12 protein-coding genes are annotated in these 16308 nt (G+C 71.8%); 10 read left to right on the forward strand and 2 right to left on the reverse strand.

Annotated elements, in window-relative coordinates:
- From ACGFYV_RS28480 to ACGFYV_RS28520, 9 genes are all read left to right on the forward strand, one after another.
- Nucleotides 1–432, forward strand: a 432-nt coding sequence (locus ACGFYV_RS28480; RefSeq protein ID WP_393881353.1) for a DUF3459 domain-containing protein, incomplete at its 5' end; no start/stop codon positions are given.
- A complete protein-coding gene (gene treS / locus ACGFYV_RS28485) occupies nucleotides 429–2147 on the forward strand; it encodes a maltose alpha-D-glucosyltransferase (protein ID WP_393881354.1) in 1719 nt (572 codons plus the stop codon). The genes ACGFYV_RS28480 and treS, both read left to right, overlap by 4 nt.
- 31 nt (nucleotides 2148–2178) lie before the next feature.
- On the forward strand, nucleotides 2179–3543 hold the full coding sequence (locus ACGFYV_RS28490) for a maltokinase (RefSeq protein ID WP_393881355.1): 1365 nt from the start codon (nucleotides 2179–2181) through the stop codon (nucleotides 3541–3543).
- 3 nt (nucleotides 3544–3546) lie between these two features.
- A complete protein-coding gene (gene glgB, locus ACGFYV_RS28495) occupies nucleotides 3547–5754 on the forward strand; it encodes a 1,4-alpha-glucan branching enzyme (RefSeq protein ID WP_393881356.1) in 2208 nt (735 codons plus the stop codon).
- Nucleotides 5755–5955: 201 nt separating this feature from the next.
- Nucleotides 5956–7860: an AMP-dependent synthetase/ligase gene (locus ACGFYV_RS28500; RefSeq protein WP_393881357.1), complete on the forward strand. Its 1905-nt coding sequence runs from the start codon at nucleotides 5956–5958 to the stop codon at nucleotides 7858–7860.
- A 155-nt stretch (nucleotides 7861–8015) separates the two neighbouring features.
- Nucleotides 8016–8453 (forward strand): ATP-binding protein, encoded by a 438-nt coding sequence (locus ACGFYV_RS28505; RefSeq protein WP_393881358.1) that lies wholly within the window; start codon nucleotides 8016–8018, stop codon nucleotides 8451–8453.
- Nucleotides 8454–8700: 247 nt separating this feature from the next.
- Nucleotides 8701–10077, forward strand: a complete 1377-nt coding sequence (locus ACGFYV_RS28510; protein WP_393881359.1) for an NAD(P)/FAD-dependent oxidoreductase — start codon at nucleotides 8701–8703, stop codon at nucleotides 10075–10077.
- Nucleotides 10078–10193: 116 nt separating this feature from the next.
- Entirely contained in the window at nucleotides 10194–12431 is a 2238-nt protein-coding gene (locus ACGFYV_RS28515) for an FUSC family protein (RefSeq protein ID WP_393881360.1), read from the forward strand.
- A 343-nt stretch (nucleotides 12432–12774) separates the two neighbouring features.
- Nucleotides 12775–13230, forward strand: a complete 456-nt coding sequence (locus ACGFYV_RS28520) for a cyclic nucleotide-binding domain-containing protein (protein WP_393881361.1) — start codon at nucleotides 12775–12777, stop codon at nucleotides 13228–13230.
- 32 nt (nucleotides 13231–13262) lie between these two features.
- Here the strand turns inward: ACGFYV_RS28520 and ACGFYV_RS28525 are convergent, their stop codons facing one another.
- Together ACGFYV_RS28525 and ACGFYV_RS28530 are read right to left on the reverse strand one after the other, a co-directional pair.
- A complete protein-coding gene (locus tag ACGFYV_RS28525) occupies nucleotides 13263–14630 on the reverse strand; it encodes an MFS transporter (protein WP_393881362.1) in 1368 nt (455 codons plus the stop codon).
- Between the two features lie 97 nt (nucleotides 14631–14727).
- Complete coding sequence (locus tag ACGFYV_RS28530; protein ID WP_393881363.1) at nucleotides 14728–15342, reverse strand: LysE/ArgO family amino acid transporter; 615 nt, start codon at nucleotides 15340–15342, stop codon at nucleotides 14728–14730.
- A 66-nt stretch (nucleotides 15343–15408) separates the two neighbouring features.
- Here ACGFYV_RS28530 and ACGFYV_RS28535 point away from each other — a divergent pair, with 66 nt between their 5' ends.
- Nucleotides 15409–16293 carry a LysR family transcriptional regulator ArgP gene (locus ACGFYV_RS28535; protein ID WP_393881364.1) on the forward strand — a complete coding sequence of 295 codons (885 nt, stop codon included), beginning with the start codon at nucleotides 15409–15411 and terminating at the stop codon, nucleotides 16291–16293.
- Nucleotides 16294–16308 lie beyond the last annotated feature (15 nt).

The raw sequence follows: 16308 nt of genomic DNA on the forward strand, positions 1-16308 counted from the left end.
TCGGAGAAGTACCAGCTCACAGCACGCGACTGGGAGGCCGCCGCCCGCGAGGGCCGCACCATCGCCCCCCTCGTCACCCGCCTCAACGCCATCCGGCGCCGGCACCCCGCGCTACAGCGCCTGCGGAATCTCCGCTTCCATGAGACCGACAACGATGCCGTGCTCGCCTACAGCAAGAGCACGGGTACGGACACGGTCGTCGTGGTCGTCAACCTCGACCCGCACCACACCCAGGAGGCCACGGTCTCGTTGGACATGCCGCAACTCGGCCTGGACTGGAACGCTGCCCTGTCCGTGCACGACGAACTGACAGGGGAGACCTACCACTGGGGCAGGACCAACTACGTGTGCCTCACGCCGGGCCGGGTGCCGGCGCACGTGCTCCACGTCGGGCGATCGACGCCCCAGAACGGAGGGCCCGCAGCGTCATGACTGTCAACGAACCCGTGCTGGACACCTTCGAGGACACTCCCGCCAGGGACCGGGACCCGGAGTGGTTCAAACGCGCCGTCTTCTACGAGGTCCTGGTCCGCTCCTTCCAGGACAGCAACGGCGACGGCATCGGCGACCTGAAGGGTCTGACCGCCAAGCTGGACTACCTGCAGTGGCTCGGCGTGGACTGCCTCTGGCTCCCGCCGTTCTTCAAGTCACCCCTGCGTGACGGCGGTTACGACGTCTCCGACTACACGGCCGTCCTGCCCGAGTTCGGCGACCTCGCCGACTTCGTCGAGTTCGTCGACGCCGCCCACCAGCGCGGCATGCGCGTCATCATCGACTTCGTCATGAACCACACCAGCGACCAGCACCCGTGGTTCCAGGAGTCCCGCCAGAACCCCGACGGACCCTATGGCGACTTCTACATGTGGGCCGACGACGACAAGCGCTACGAGGACGCGCGCATCATCTTCGTCGACACCGAAGCCTCCAACTGGACCTTCGACCCGGTGCGCGGCCAGTACTTCTTCCACCGCTTCTTCTCGCACCAGCCGGACCTCAACTACGAGAACCCGGCCGTGCAGGAGGAGATCCTGGCCGCCCTGAAGTTCTGGCTCGACCTCGGCATCGACGGGTTCCGGCTCGACGCGGTCCCCTACCTGTACGCCGAGGAGGGCACCAACTGCGAGAACCTGCCCGCCTCGCACGCCTTCCTCAAGCGCGTGCGCAAGGAGATCGACGCCCAGTACCCGGACACCGTGCTGCTGGCCGAGGCCAACCAGTGGCCCGAGGACGTCGTCGACTACTTCGGCGACTACCAATCGGGCGGCGACGAATGCCACATGGCGTTCCACTTCCCCGTCATGCCCCGCATCTTCATGGCCGTGCGCCGCGAATCCCGCTACCCCGTCTCCGAGATCCTCGCCAAGACCCCCGCCATCCCCTCCGGCTGCCAGTGGGGCATCTTCCTGCGCAACCACGACGAGCTGACCCTCGAAATGGTCACCGACGAGGAACGCGACTACATGTGGGCCGAATACGCGAAGGACCCGCGTATGCGCGCCAACATCGGCATCCGCCGCCGCCTCGCCCCCCTCCTCGACAACGACCGCAACCAGATCGAACTCTTCACCGCGCTCCTGCTCTCCCTGCCCGGCTCGCCGATCCTCTACTACGGCGACGAGATCGGCATGGGCGACAACATCTGGCTCGGCGACCGCGACGCCGTCCGCACCCCCATGCAGTGGACCCCCGACCGCAACGCCGGCTTCTCGACATCGGACCCCGGGCGCCTCTACCTCCCCACGATCATGGATCCCGTCTACGGCTACCAGGTCACCAACGTGGAAGCCTCCATGTCGTCCCCGTCCAGCCTGCTGCACTGGACCCGCCGCATGATCGAGATCCGTAAGCAGAATCCTGCCTTCGGACTGGGGTCCTACACCGAACTGCAGTCGTCCAACCCGGCGGTCCTCGCGTTCCTGCGGGAGTACGAGGACGACCTCGTGCTGTGCGTGCACAATTTCTCCCGCTTCGCCCAGCCCACCGAACTCGATCTGCGGGTCTTCGACGGCAGGCACCCCGTGGAGCTGATCGGCGGGGTGCGGTTCCCGGCCATCGGCGAACTGCCGTACCTGCTGACCCTGGCGGGTCACGGCTTCTACTGGTTCCGGCTCACCCGGGTCGCATCCCGCATCGGCCGCCGCCCCTGAGCGCCCGGCGCCGAGGAAAGGACGCCCCACCATGCCGAAGACCATCACGCTCCGGCCCACCACCGCGGCCGGCGCCGAACGGCCCCTGGCCTCGCTGAGCGGGCTGTTGCGCGAATGGCTGCCGGAACAACGCTGGTTCGCCGGAAAGGACCGGCCGGTCACCGATCTGTCGGTGCTGTCCATGACCGAGCTGTACCCGGGCTGTCTGCACCTGCTCGTGCACGCCTCGCACGCCCCGGTGCCCACCCCCGGCGGCACTCCCCCGCCCGGCGACTGCTACCAACTGCTGCTCGGTGTGCGCGAGCAGCTCGCGCCGCGCCTGGAACGGGCGTACATCGGCCGCGCCGAGCAGGGTGCGTTCGCCGGCCTCGCGGTGTACGACGCGCTGCACGACCCGCGCTCCGCCCACCTGCTCCTGGAGCGGCTGCGGCAGCCCGGCTCGGCGGGTCCGCTGCGCTTCGAGACGGCCCCGGAGGCCCTGCTGCCCGGCGGACTGCCCCCGCGGCTGCTGGACGCCGAGCAGTCGAACTCGTCGATCGTGTACGGCGATTCGTACATCCTGAAGGTGTTCCGCCGTATCCAGCCGGGCGTCAACCCCGACCTGGAGGTGCCGGGGGCGCTGGCCGCGCAGGGCTGCCGCCGGGTACCCGCGCCGGTGGCCTGGTTCAGTACGACCGCGCCGCGCCCGGCGACGCTGGGTGTGGTGCAGCCGTTCCTGCCCGACGCGACGGACGGCTGGACGCTGGCGCTGAGCGCCCTGGCCTCGGGCGACGAGTTCACCACCGAGGCCCGTGAACTGGGCCGGGCCATGGCCGAGGTGCACCTGTCGCTGGCCGAGGCGTTCCCGCCGGCCGGACCGGGCGACAACGGCCGTACGGCGGAGGCGATGTGCGCGCGGCTGGACGCCGCCGCGCACGCCGTGCCCGGACTGCGTCCGTACGTACCCGGGCTGCGGGCCGCGTTCGGCGCGCTGGCGACCTGCGACGCCGGGCCGCCGGCCCAGCGCATCCACGGCGACCTGCATCTCGGGCAGGTGCTGCAGGCCGGACGCGACTGGTTCGTCATCGACTTCGAGGGCGAGCCCTCCCGTCCGCTCGCCGAGCGACGGGCCGCGCACTCCCCGGTGCGGGACATCGCCGGGATGCTGCGCTCCTTCGACTACGCGGCCCGGCAGCGCCGCCCCTGGCGACCCGAATGGGCGCGCCGCTGCCGGGAGGCGTTCTGCGCGGGCTATGCCGCGCGGGCCGGATGGGATCCACGCAAGAAGCACGCGCTGCTGCGCGCGCACGAGACGGACAGGGCGGTGTACGAGGTGCTGTACGAGGCGAGACACCGGCCGGACTGGTTGCCGGTCCCGATGGCCGCGATCAAGCGGCTCGCGGTGTGGGGAGGCTGAGCGATGGCACTGCGCGACACCTCGCTCCCCGAGTCCGCGGGCCCCGTGCGGCCGTCGGCCGTTGCCCTCGACCCGGGCGACCGGGCGCGCCTGCTCGGCGGCGCCCATCACGATCCGCACGCCCTGCTCGGCGCGCATCCGGCACCGGGCGGCGTCCTGTTCCGGACGCTGCGGCCGAACGCCCGCGCCGTGAGCGTCCTGGTGGACGGCACGCAGGCCCCCCTCGTCTCCGAGGGCGGCGGGCTCTTCGCCGCGATGCTGCCGTACCAGGAGATCCCCGCCTACCGGCTCCTGGTGACGTACGACGACGCCGAGCAGGAGGTGGAGGATCCGTACCGTTTCCTGCCCGCGCTCGGCGAACTCGACCTGCACCTCGTCCGCGAGGGCCGGCACGAGCAGTTGTGGCAGGCGCTGGGCGCCGAGCCGATGACCCACCAGGGCGTGGCCGGCACCCGCTTCACCGTGTGGGCGCCGAACGCCCAAGGAGTGCGGGTCGCCGGTGACTTCACCTACTGGGACGGCACGCAGTACCCGATGCGCTCGCTCGGCGCGTCCGGTGTGTGGGAGCTGTTCGTGCCGGGTGTCGGTGAGGGCGCCCGGTACAAGTTCGAGATCACGTCCCGTTACGGCGGCCGGTTCCTGAAGGCCGACCCGATGGCCCGGCGCACGGAGATGCCGCCCGCGACGGCGTCCGTCGTGGCGGTGTCGCGGTACGAGTGGGGCGATGCGGAGTGGATGGCCCACCGGGGCGACACGCCCGTGCACGAGGCGCCGTTCTCCGTGTACGAGGTGCATCTGCCCTCCTGGCGCCCCGGGCTGACGTATCGTCAACTCGCGGACGAACTGCCCGCATACGTCAAGGAGATGGGCTTCACGCACGTGGAGCTGATGCCGGTCGCCGGGCACCCGTTCAGCGGGTCCTGGGGCTACCAGGTCACCTCCTACTACGCGCCGACCCCCCGCCTCGGCTCACCGGACGACTTCAAGTACCTGATCGACGCCCTGCACCGGGCCGGGATCGGCGTGATCATGGACTGGGTGCCGGCGCACTTCCCCAAGGACGACTGGGCGCTGGGCCGGTTCGACGGGGACCCGCTGTACGAGCCCGGGGACTCCCGGCGGGCGGAGCACCCGGACTGGGGGACGTACGAGTTCGACTTCGGCCGGACCGAGGTGCGCAACTTCCTGGTGGCCAACGCGGTGTACTGGTGCGAGGAGTTCCACATCGACGGGCTGCGCGTGGACGCCGTCGCCTCCATGCTCTACCTCGACTACTCCCGTGACTCCGGGCAGTGGGCGCCGAACGTGTTCGGCGGGCGGGAGGACCTGGACGCCGTCGCCTTCCTCCAGGAGATGAACGCCACCGTCTACCGGCGCTGCCCGGGTGTGGTGACCATCGCCGAGGAGTCCACCGCCTGGGACGGGGTGACCCGGCCGACGGACAGCGGCGGGCTCGGGTTCGGGCTGAAGTGGAACATGGGCTGGATGCACGACTCGCTGCAGTACATCCAGCACGAGCCGGTGCACCGCAAGTACCACCACAACGAGATGACGTTCTCGATGGTGTACGCGTACAGCGAGAACTACGTCCTGCCCATCTCCCACGACGAGGTCGTGCACGGCAAGCAGGCCCTGGTGTCGAAGATGCCGGGCGACTGGTGGCAGCGGCGCGCCGACCACCGCGCGTATCTGGGCTTCATGTGGGCGCACCCCGGCAAGCAACTCCTCTTCATGGGCCAGGAGTTCGCCCAGGGAGCCGAGTGGTCCGAGGAGCACGGCCCGGAGTGGTGGCTGCTGGACGACGACTACCACTCCGCGGGCGACCACCGGGGCGTGCGGGATCTGGTCCGCGACCTGAACACGCTGTACCGGGCCACGCCGGCGCTGTGGCAGCGGGACACCGATCCGGCCGGGTTCCGGTGGGTGCTGTGCGACGCGGCGGACGACAACGTCTTCGCGTTCCTGCGCTACGACCACCAGGGCCCCCCTCTGCTGGCGGTGTCGAACTTCTCCCCCGTGATCCGTGACGACTACCGCCTGTGGGTCCCCGAGGACGTTCCCGGCTGGCAGGAGGCGCTGAACACCGACGCGGCGAAGTACGGCGGCGGCGGTGTCACCGTCGGCGCCCCCGGCGCGCTCAAGCCCGAGGACGGACACCTGCGGCTCACGCTGCCGCCGCTCGCCACGGTCTGGCTGACGCCGATGCGCTGAACCCGCGGGTGCGGGCGGGTACCGGCGGGGCGCGACGAGGGGCGGTCGGGGTCGTACGGACCCACGACCGCCCCTCGTGTCGACATCCGATCACGACTTCCCCCTTCGGGGCCCCGAAACCGGTTGCCTGGGCTACATTCGAGCACCGCCGACGACAGAGCCGGTCGACGGGGTCACCCTCCGCACACCCGGGAGCCGCGCATGCGCGAGGTCGCACCCGCTCCGCCCTTCAGCCCGCCGCCCGCCGGCGGGCTCGCCGACACCGTCTTCGAGACCGCCGTGAGCGATCCGACGCTGCCGGTGCTCGCGCGGCGCGCCGATCCGTCCTCCTCCGTGTGGGAGGAGATCACGGCGATCGAGCTGCGGGACGCGGTGGTCGACCTGGCCAAGGGCCTGGTCGCCGCCGGTGTCTCGCCGGGCCATCGCGTGGCCCTGATGGTCCGTACCCGCTACGAGTGGACGCTGCTGTCGAACGCCCTGTGGACGGTCGGCGCGGAGGTCGTACCGATCCATCCCGCGGCGTCGCGGGAGCAGGTGGAGTGGATCCTGCGGGACGCCGGGTGTGTGGCCGTGGCGGTCGAGGACGAACAGGGCGTGATGACGGTCGGCACGATATGCGCGGGGCTGACCCGGCTGCGGCACGTGTGGCAGCTGGACGCGGGCGCGCTGTCCCGGCTGGTGGAGCAGGGCAGGACGGTCCCGCTGACCACGGTGGAGTCACTGCGCCGGATCGTGCTGCCGGACGCGACGGCGGTCGTCGCCTACACCTCCGGCACCTCGGGCCGGCCGCTCGGCTGCGCACTGAGCCACGGCAACCTGGCCTACCCGTGCGACACCCTGCTGACGGGCTGGGTGCACACCGCGACGCCGCCGGGTGAGCAGCCCTCGGTGCTGGCGTTCCTGCCGTTCTCGCACGTGTACGGGATCATGGTCCAGCAGATCTGTCTGCGCGGCCGGGTCCTGATGGCGTACGAGCCGGAGGCGGGCGGGGAGGCCCTCGGCTCGGCGCTGCGCACGTTCCGGCCGACCTATCTGTACGGCGTGCCGTCGGTGTTCGAGAAGCTGTACAAGACGTTCCTGCGCACGGCCCAGCGGGCGGGCCGGGGCGCGCTGTTCGAGCGGGCGGCGCGGACCGCGCGGGACTTCGCCGGGGCCGAGGAGCGCCGGCGGCTGGGCACCGGGCCGGGCCCCGGCCTCGACCTGCGGCTGCAGCACGCCGTGTACGAGCGGACCGTCTACCGCAAGCTGCGGTCCGCGCTCGGCGGGCGTGTCCTGCGGGGCACGTCGGGCGGTTCCTCCCTCGACCGGGAGCTGTCCCTGTTCTTCGAGGGCATCGGCGTGTACGTCAACGACGGCTACGGGCTGACGGAGGTCTCCGGCGGGATCACGATGCAGCCGCTGGGCCGGGAGAAGTCGGGGACCGTGGGCCGGCCGGTGCCGGGCACCGAGATCGAGGTGGCCGACGACGGGGAGATCCTGGTGCGCGGCCCGTCCGTGTTCCAGGGCTATGTCGGCGACCCCGCGGCGACCCGGGCCGCGGTGCGCGGTGGCTGGCTGGCCACCGGGGACATCGGGCGGCTGGACCCGGAGGGCTATCTGACGATCACCGGCCGCCAGCGGGACGTGATCGTCACGAGCAGCGGCAAGAGCGTGGCCCCGGCGCCGCTGGAGCGGCGGCTGCGCATGCATCCACTGGTGCACCAGGCGCTGGTCGTCGGCCACGACCGGCCCTGCGTGGGCGCGCTGATCACCCTGGACCCGGAGTTCCTGGCGCACTGGCGGGCCGCGCTGGCCCTGCCGGGCGGTGTGCCGGGCCGGGAGGCGCGCGAGGAGAACGCGCTGCGGGAGGAGATCGCCCGCGCGGTCGCCGCGGCCAACAGCACGGTGTCCCGCGCGGAGTCCATCCGCGTCCACCGCATCCTCCAGGAGCCCTTCGCCACCGGCAACGGCCTGCTCACACCGTCCATGCAGCTGCGCCGCCACGCCATAGCCCGCCGCTACGCCGCCGAGATCGACGCCATGTACGAGACCCGCTCCACCACGACCCCACAACGGTCCCCGGCACAACCGTCCGACTGGGACGAGCAGGACAACGTCTTCCGGTAGGCACGGATGGGCCGTCGAGGCGGTAGGTGACGTCGGGGCGGGTGCGTACTCGGCTCTGCTGTGGGAACCCGCCCGGTGCGGGGGTGTTCGGCAGCGGCGATCGCCCCGTCCGCGAGGCCGAGGAGGGCCCGGTGGGCGGGGCCGGAGAATCTGAGATGGCGACGGAGCCACCGCGGTGGAACGGTGCACCGCTTTCGGAGGAGCGCTACGAGCGTGCGTTCTCCTTCCCGGGTGAGCTGCGCAATGTGACCGGCGCGCGGCTGGCCGCGGAGGAGTTCCTCGGCGTCCTCGCCCGGGACGCCCCGCCCTGCGCGCCCGACTCCTGGGACGACATCCTGCTCGTCGTCACCGAGCTGGCCGCCAACGCGATCCAGTACGCGCCGGGGCCCTTCGGTCTTGTGCTGCGGCGCACCTTCGACGGGGTGCACGTGACCCTGCACGACACCAGCACCGTCCGCCCCAGGCCACGTCCCTTCCATCCGGCGAAGGGCGGCGGCGGGATCGGCTGGCACCTGCTGCACACGCTGTGCGACCAGGTCAGCGTGGTCGTGGAGGACCACGGTAAGGACATTCACGTATTCCTGCCGTGGTGACCCGACGACAGCGGTACGCCGTGAGTGACAGACGTGAACGACAGACGTGAAAGACAGCAGTACGACGTAAATCTGTGCGAGATCCGGATTCATCCGCGCTGGTGGGGCATGCTGGTGCCCACGCATTCGTCTGCCTGCCTTACCCGGCTGGCGCAACGACCCCGGGCACGGTGGGATCGATGTGGTGGCAACGGTCCAGGGCATGCGAGCGGCGTGAAGTCCTAACGGCCTGGAGCCGCAGAAAGGGATGAACACCGTGACACGACCCAGGATCCTGGTGGTGGGGGCGGGCTTCGCCGGCGTCGAGAGCGTGCGCCGGCTGGAGCGGAAACTCGCCCCGGACGAGGCCGACGTCGCGCTGGTGACGCCGTTCTCCTACCAGCTCTACCTCCCCCTGCTGCCCCAGGTCGCCTCCGGGGTGCTCACCCCGCAGTCGATCGCCGTCTCCCTGCGCCGCAGCAAGAAGTACCGCACCCGGATCATCCCGGGCGGCGTGATCGGCCTGGACCTCCAGGCCAAGGTGGCCGTCATCCGCACCATCACCGACGAGGTCGTCAACGAGAGCTACGACTATCTCGTGCTGGCGCCGGGCAGCGTGACCCGCACCTTCGACATCCCGGGCCTGACCGACCACGCGTTCGGGATGAAGACGCTCGCCGAGGCCGCCTACGTCCGCGACCACGTCATCTCGCAACTGGACCTCGCGGACGCGAGCGACGACCCGGCCGAGCGCGCCGCCCGGCTGCAGTTCGTGGTGGTCGGCGGCGGATACGCGGGCACCGAGACCGCGGCCTGCCTGCAACGCCTCACGCACGCGGCCGTACAGCGCTATCCGCGCCTCGACCCGAGCCTGATCAAGTGGCACCTGATCGACATCGCGCCGAAGCTCATGCCGGAGCTGGGCGACAAACTCGGCCGCAGCGCGCAGGAGATCCTGCGCCGTCGCGGCATCGAGATCTCGCTGGGCGTGTCCGTCGAGAAGGTGAGCGAGGACGAGGTCACCTTCACCGACGGCCGGGTGGTGCCGACCCACACCCTGATCTGGACGGCGGGTGTGGCCGCCAGCCCGCTCATCGGCACGCTGGGTGCCGAGACGGTGCGCGGTCGGCTCGTCGTCACCCCGGAGATGACCGTGCCGGGCCACGACGGGGTGTTCGCCCTGGGGGACGCGGCGGCCGTACCGGACCTCGCCAAGCACGAGAAGGGTGCGATCTGCCCGCCCACGGCCCAGCACGCCATGCGCCAGGGCAAGAAGGTCGCGGACAACGTCATCGCGGCGCTGCGCGGGCAACCGTTGCAGCCGTACGTCCACAAGGACCTGGGCCTGGTCGTCGACCTGGGCGGCAAGGACGCCGTGTCCAAGCCGCTGGGCATCGAACTGCGCGGCGTCCTCGCCCAGCTGGTGGCCCGCGGCTACCACTGGTCGGCGCTGCGCACCAACGTCGCCAAGGTCCGGGTCATGACCAACTGGCTGCTGAACGCGGTCGCCGGTGACGATTTCGTCCGCACCGGCTTCCAGACACGCAGGCCCGCCCGGCTGAAGGACTTCGAGTACACGGACTCCTATCTGACGCAGGACCAGGTCCGCACCGAGGTGGAGGGCGACGCGGCCGGCAGTTCCTGAGCCGGCCCGGTCGTCGCGGACGCCGGCCTCCTCGAACGGCGGGTGATCCGGGACCTCGTACGATGCTGGTCGAAGATCACGGTTGACACGGGAGAGAGCGCGGCGGCGTGAGGGCGGTGGGACGAGCGGTGCACCTGCGGTTGTGGAACCGGCTCGCGGCGTCCGATCCCGGACTGCTGCGGCTCGCCGCGGGGCTGCGCACGGTGACCTCCATCGCCCTCACCCTCGCCGTGCTGGCCCTGCTGGGTGTTCCCGTGCCCCAGTTGGTGGCGGGGGCCGTGGCCGCGATGGTCGCGACCTTCGCCATCCGGGAGAAGCAGCGCTCCCAGCAGGCCGTCACCCTCGCCCTGGGCCTGCCGGTGGCGCTGGTCTCGGTGACCCTGTGCGCGGTCCTGAACCAGTGGGTCGTGGTCGGTGACCTGTTCTTCGTCGCGCTCATGTTCTGCGCCGTCTACAGCCGCCGGTTCGGCGACCGCGGGACGGCACTCGGCCTGATCGGCTTCCAGATCTACTTCCTGTCGCTGTTCGTCCAGGCGACCACCCACGCCCTGCCCTCCCTGTACGCCGTCATCGCCCTCGCGTTCGGGTGCAGTGCCGTCGCCCGGTTCGTGCTGCTGCCGGGGAACCCGGCGGGCACGCTGGGCAGGCTGCGGCGGGCCTTCCGCGTCCGGCTCGGCCAGCTGATCACCGCTCAGATCGCGCTGCTGGACGCCGGTCCCGGCGACGTGGACAAGGTCCTGGACGACGTGCGCACCGGCACCGCCCGGCTGCACGAGACGGCGCTGATGATCCAGGGCAGGCTCGAGGACGGCACCTCCGACGAGGCGGTGGCGCGGCTGCTGCAGCGCCGGGTCGCCGACACCGAGGTCGCGGCCGAGCGGCTCGGGCTGATGCTGCTGACCGCGCGCAGCGCCGAGCGGACCGACACACTCACCCTGCACCTGCCGGGGGCCCCGGTGCCGACGGGCGGTGAGCTGCCGGTGCGGGACGAGGCGAGCGCCGCGCTGCGCCGGGACCTGGAGGCGCTGCACCTGCTGGTGGTGCGGCCGGCCGGCGAGGCCTCGGGCACGGCGTTGGCGCACCTGCGCAACCGGCTGCTGGGGTACCGCGAGGAGGACCACCTGCCGCGGGCGTCCCCGCCGGTGCAGGACGTCTTCCGCGGGCTCGGCGAGCTGGCGCGGGCCGTGGTCGGACTGCGGACCGCGCTGGAGGGGCCCCAGGACGAGTCCGCGGACTCCCCGGCGACGGCACGCTCCCGCGAGGAACTGGACGCCGAGGACGCCGCCATCGAGAGCAGCGAGGAGAGCCAGGCCGAGGCGGCGCCGACCGGGCTGCGACGACCGACCACCCGGGCGGCCGTGCAGGTGGCGGTGGGTTCCTGCCTCGCCATCACCGGGGGTGAGCTGCTGTCCAGCAACCGCTGGTACTGGGCGGTGCTGACCTGCTGGATCGTGTTCGTCAACACCTCGTCCACCGGGGAGATCCTGGTGAAGGGCTACCGGCGGCTGCTCGGCACGGTCCTCGGCGTGGTGGCCGGTATCGCGCTCGCCGGGCTGGTCGGGCATCACACATGGACGGCGTTCGCGCTGGTGCTGGTGTTCGTCTTCGCGATGTTCTACTCCGCGCCCCTGTCCTACACGCTGATGTCGTTCTTCGTGACGGCGGCTCTGGGGCTGCTGTACACGCTGCTGAACACGTACAGCCTGTCGGTGCTGGTGCTGCGCGTCGAGGAGACGGCACTGGGCGCGGCCTGCGGGGTGTTCGCGGCGGCGGTGGTGCTGCCGGTCAACACCGACCGGCGGACCAACGAGCTGCTCGTCACCGTCCTCGACGAACTGGCGGACCTCACCCGGGCGGCCGTGGACCAGCTGAGCGGCAATCCGCACGCCGATCTGGTGGACAAGGCGCGCGACCTGGACCAGGCGCTGGCGGATCTGCGGGCCGGTACACAGCCGCTGACCCAGCGTCTGACCCCGCTGCGCGCCCGCCGGAACACCGCCCAGTACGTCGTGGCGCTGCTGGAGACGTGCGCCTACCACGGGCGTTCGCTCGCGGCCACCGCCGAACTGCTGCCGACCCATCCGTCGATCGCGGCGGATCCGCGGCTGCGCGGTGTGTGCGCGCGGATCGTGCACAACATCGAGGCGATCGCCGCGCACGTCCGGGACCCGCGCTCCACGGCCGAGATCGAGACCGGCCCGAGCATCGCGTCGATGCTGGAGCCGGGCACCCTGAGCACCCCCCGCTACGGCAGGGTGACCGACCGGGTCCTGCGGCATCTCCAGCGCCTGGACGAGGCGGTGACGGGCCTCGCGCGGCCCCTCGGTCTGCGCGTCGAGCGGCCGAAGAAGTGACGGTGGGCCGGGCCCGGCTCCGGACGGGTGACGCCGGACGGGTGACGGACGAGTGAAACGGCTCACGTCACTCGTTCCTGGTTGTGTGAACGCCACCGAGATGGTTTATCGTTCATACATACGTGGTGACGGAGAGAAGCCGGATTCCCCCTCCGCGCGTCTGTTTCGGCATCACCGCATACGGCCCTGGCTGGTCTCCCCCGTCCAGCCAGGGCTTTTTTCTGTCTCCGGCACGGCTCACCGGGCGAAACCCGATTCCTTCGAGGTGCTCGGCGCGGCGGCAGCGGCTGAAATGGGCTTAGGGAAAGCACCCCGAACCGCCGCCGGCGAGGAGCCCCGCGCCATGACCAAAGCGATAAAACTGCTGACCGCCCTGCCCCAGGCACAGCGCGAGCGCCTGATGGAGCTGGCCAAGGAGGTCTCCTTCGCGGAGGACTCCCGGATCTTCGAGGCGGGCGGCACCGCCGACCGCTTCTGGGTGATCCGCTCCGGCGCGGTCTCCCTCGACCAGCAGGTCACCTCCCGGCAGCACGTCACCGTCGCCACACTCGGCGCGGGTGACATGCTCGGCTGGTCCTGGCTGTTCCCGCCCTACCGGTGGGACTTCGGGGCGGTGGCCTTCAGCAACGTACGGGCGTACGAGTTCGACGGGCCCTCCGTGCTCGCGCTGTCCGTGGAGGACCCCCTGCTCGGACTGTCGCTGGTGCGCACGGTCGCCGAGATCCTCGCCCACCGCCTGGAGACGACCCGCGGCAAGCTGATGGACCAGTACGCGGTCCGGCGCCAGCGGCCGGTGTAGAGCGCCGGAGCGGGCAGCGAGGGGTGCGGGCGTCAGATCCGGTAGCGGCGCAGCGCCGGGACCGCGGCGGCCAGCACCAGCATCACGACGACGACGAGCACGCCGCCGCCGGCCACGGCGGCCCGGGGGCCGAACGCCGCGCCGGCGGTGCCGTGCAGCACGTCGGCGAGGCGCGGCCCGCCCACGACGACGACCGTGAACACGCCCTGCATCCGGCCGCGCATCTCGTCGGTCGCCGCGGACAGCAGGATCGCCTGCCGGAAGACCATCGAGACCATGTCGGCCACGCCCGCGGCGGCCAGGAAGACCAGCGCCACCCACAGGCTGGCGCTCAGGCCGAGCCCGGTGATGGCCAGGCCCCAGGCGACCACCGCCCCGATGACCATCCAGCCGTGCCGCCGCGCCCGCGAGAACACCCCGGAGAACAGTCCGCCCAGCACCGCGCCCACCGCGATGCCGGCGAACAGCACGCCGAGCGCGAGCCCTTCGCCGTAGGAGGCGTACGTCTGCGCGGCCAGCTGCGGGTACAGGGCACGGGGCATGCCGAAGACCATGGCGACGATGTCGGCGAGGAAGGACAGCAGCAGCACCTTGTGCCCGGCGATGTAGCGGAACCCCGCCGCGATCTCCCGCAGCCCCGCCCGCCGCGTGGCCGGCTCGCCCAGCGGCGTCATCGCGGGGAGCCGGAAGACGGCCCACACGGTGACGCACAGGGCGAGCGCATCGATGAGATACAGCGAGGACAGGCCGACGACCGGGATCAGCGCCCCGGCCAGCAGCGGCCCCACCACCAGGCCCGTCTGCATCACGGTCGCGCCGAGCGCGTTCGCGGCGGGCAGTTCCCCGGCCGGTACCAGACGGGCGATGGAGGCGCTGCGGGCCGGGGAGTTCAGCCCGAAGAGCGCCTGCTGCGCGGCGAACAGCAGCATCAGGACCCACACGGAGTCCGTCCCGGCGGCGGCCTGCGCCCAGAACAGCAGCGAGGTCACCGCGATGCCGCTGTTGGTGACCAGCATGAGCCTGCGCCGGTCGACCGTGTCGGCGACCGCGCCGCCCCACAGCGCGAACACGACCATGGGCACCAGACCGGCGAGGCTCGCGTAGCCGACCCAGGCCGAGGAGTGGGTGATGTCGTAGATCTGCTTGGGGACGGCGACGGCGGTGAGCTGGCTGCCGACGGCGGTGACGACGGTCGACGACCACAGGCGCCGGTAGGCCGGGATGCGCAGGGGGCGGGTGTCCATCGCCCAGCGGCGCCAGCCGCGCCGGGTCGGGGCCGGTTCGGCCGCCGGGGAGGCGGTGTCGGCCTCGGTGCCGGGGCCGGTGTCGCCAGTACCGGTACCGGGGCCGCCGGTGCCAGGGCTGGTGCCGCCGGTGCTGCTGCTCTCGCTCGTGTCCACGGATTTCCTGGTTGCTCGATACATCTTTCGATTCGAGCCTCACTATCGCAGCAACTCCCGTGCCTGCCGAACCGTTTGCTCACGATCCGGCGCTCGCTCACGCTCCGGTGACGAGCATCACCCCGAGGCCCAGCATCGTGAGGGCGACCAGGCCGTCCAGGACCCGCCAGGCGGTGGGCCGGGCGAGGAAGCGGCCGAGCAGCCGGGCGCCGAAGCCGAGGGCGGCGAACCAGCACAGGCTGGCCAGGGCCGCGCCCAGGCCGAAGGTCCAGCGCAGCGGGCCGCGGTCGGCGGCGAGGGAGCCGAGCAGGAAGACGGTGTCCAGATAGACGTGCGGGTTGAGCCAGGTCAGTGCCAGGCAGGTGAGCACCGCCCGCCGGCGCGAGCCCGCCGCCTCTCCCTCCGTGCGCAGCCCGGTGCCGGGCCGCAGGACGCGGCGGGCGGCGAGGGCGCCGTAGCAGAGCAGGAAGGCCCCGCCGACCAGACCGACCGCCCGCACCGCCCCGGGCCAGGCCACGACCACCGCGCCGACGCCGCCGACCCCGAGCGCGATGAGCAGCGCGTCCGAGAGCGCGCAGATGCCGACCACGGCGAGTACGGCGTCGCGGCGCACTCCCTGACGCAGGACGAAGGCGTTCTGGGCGCCGATGGCGACGATCAGGGAGAGGCCGGAGCCGAATCCGGCGGCAGCGGCGGTCAGGGCGTGGTTCATGCCCTCGACGCTAGGTTCACGATCACTGCGGGTACAGCTAAAGATTCTTACGTACCCTTAGTGCTCGTGATGACGGAGCTTCCCCTGGACCAGGTGCGGACGCTGCTGGCGGTGGTGGACGAGGGCACCTTCGACGCGGCCGCGGCGGCGCTGCATGTGACGCCGTCGGCGGTCAGCCAGCGGGTCAAGGCGCTGGAGCAGCGCACGGGCCGCGTACTGCTCCAGCGCACCAAGCCGGTACGGCCGACGGAGTCCGGCGCGGTGCTGGTGCGGTACGCCCGTCAGCTGGCCCGGCTGGAGCTGGACGCGCACGCGGAGCTGGGGCTGAGCGGCGCCGGGGAGCCGACCCGGGTGTCGGTCGCGGTCAACGCGGACTCGCTGGCCACCTGGTTCCTCGACGCCCTGACCCGGGTTTCGGGGATCTGCCTCGAACTGCGCCGCGAGGACGAGGGCCACACGGCGGCTCTGCTGCGCGAGGGGCTCGTGATGGCCGCCGTGACCTCCTCGCCCGATCCGGTGCCCGGCTGCTCGGTCCGGCCGCTCGGCAGGATGCGGTACCTGCCGGTGGCGGCGCCCGGCTTCGCCGGCCGTCACCTCGCCGGACCGCTGCCTGACGTGCTGCCCGAGGCGCCCGTCGTGGTCTTCGACCGCAAGGACGACTTCCAGGACCGCTTCGTGCGCCGGGTGGGCGGCACCGGCGCCGGCCCGCTGCGGCACCACGTGCCCACCTCGGAGGGTTTCGTCACCGCCGTCGCCGCGGGCCTCGGCTGGGGCATGGTCCCGGAGTCCCAGACCCGCCCGCTGCTGCGCGAGGACCGCCTCGTCCGTCTCACCCCGCACGCCTCGATGGACGTCACCCTGTACTGGCAGCAGTGGAAACTCGACTCCCCCGCACTCGCGGCCCTGGCCGACGCGGTGACAGCCACGGCGGCGCAGGCGCTGCGCCGCTGAGACGGAGAGCCGCTG

Source organism: Streptomyces sp. NPDC048297 (assembly GCF_043201585.1).
Classification (GTDB): Bacteria; Actinomycetota; Actinomycetes; order Streptomycetales; family Streptomycetaceae; genus Streptomyces.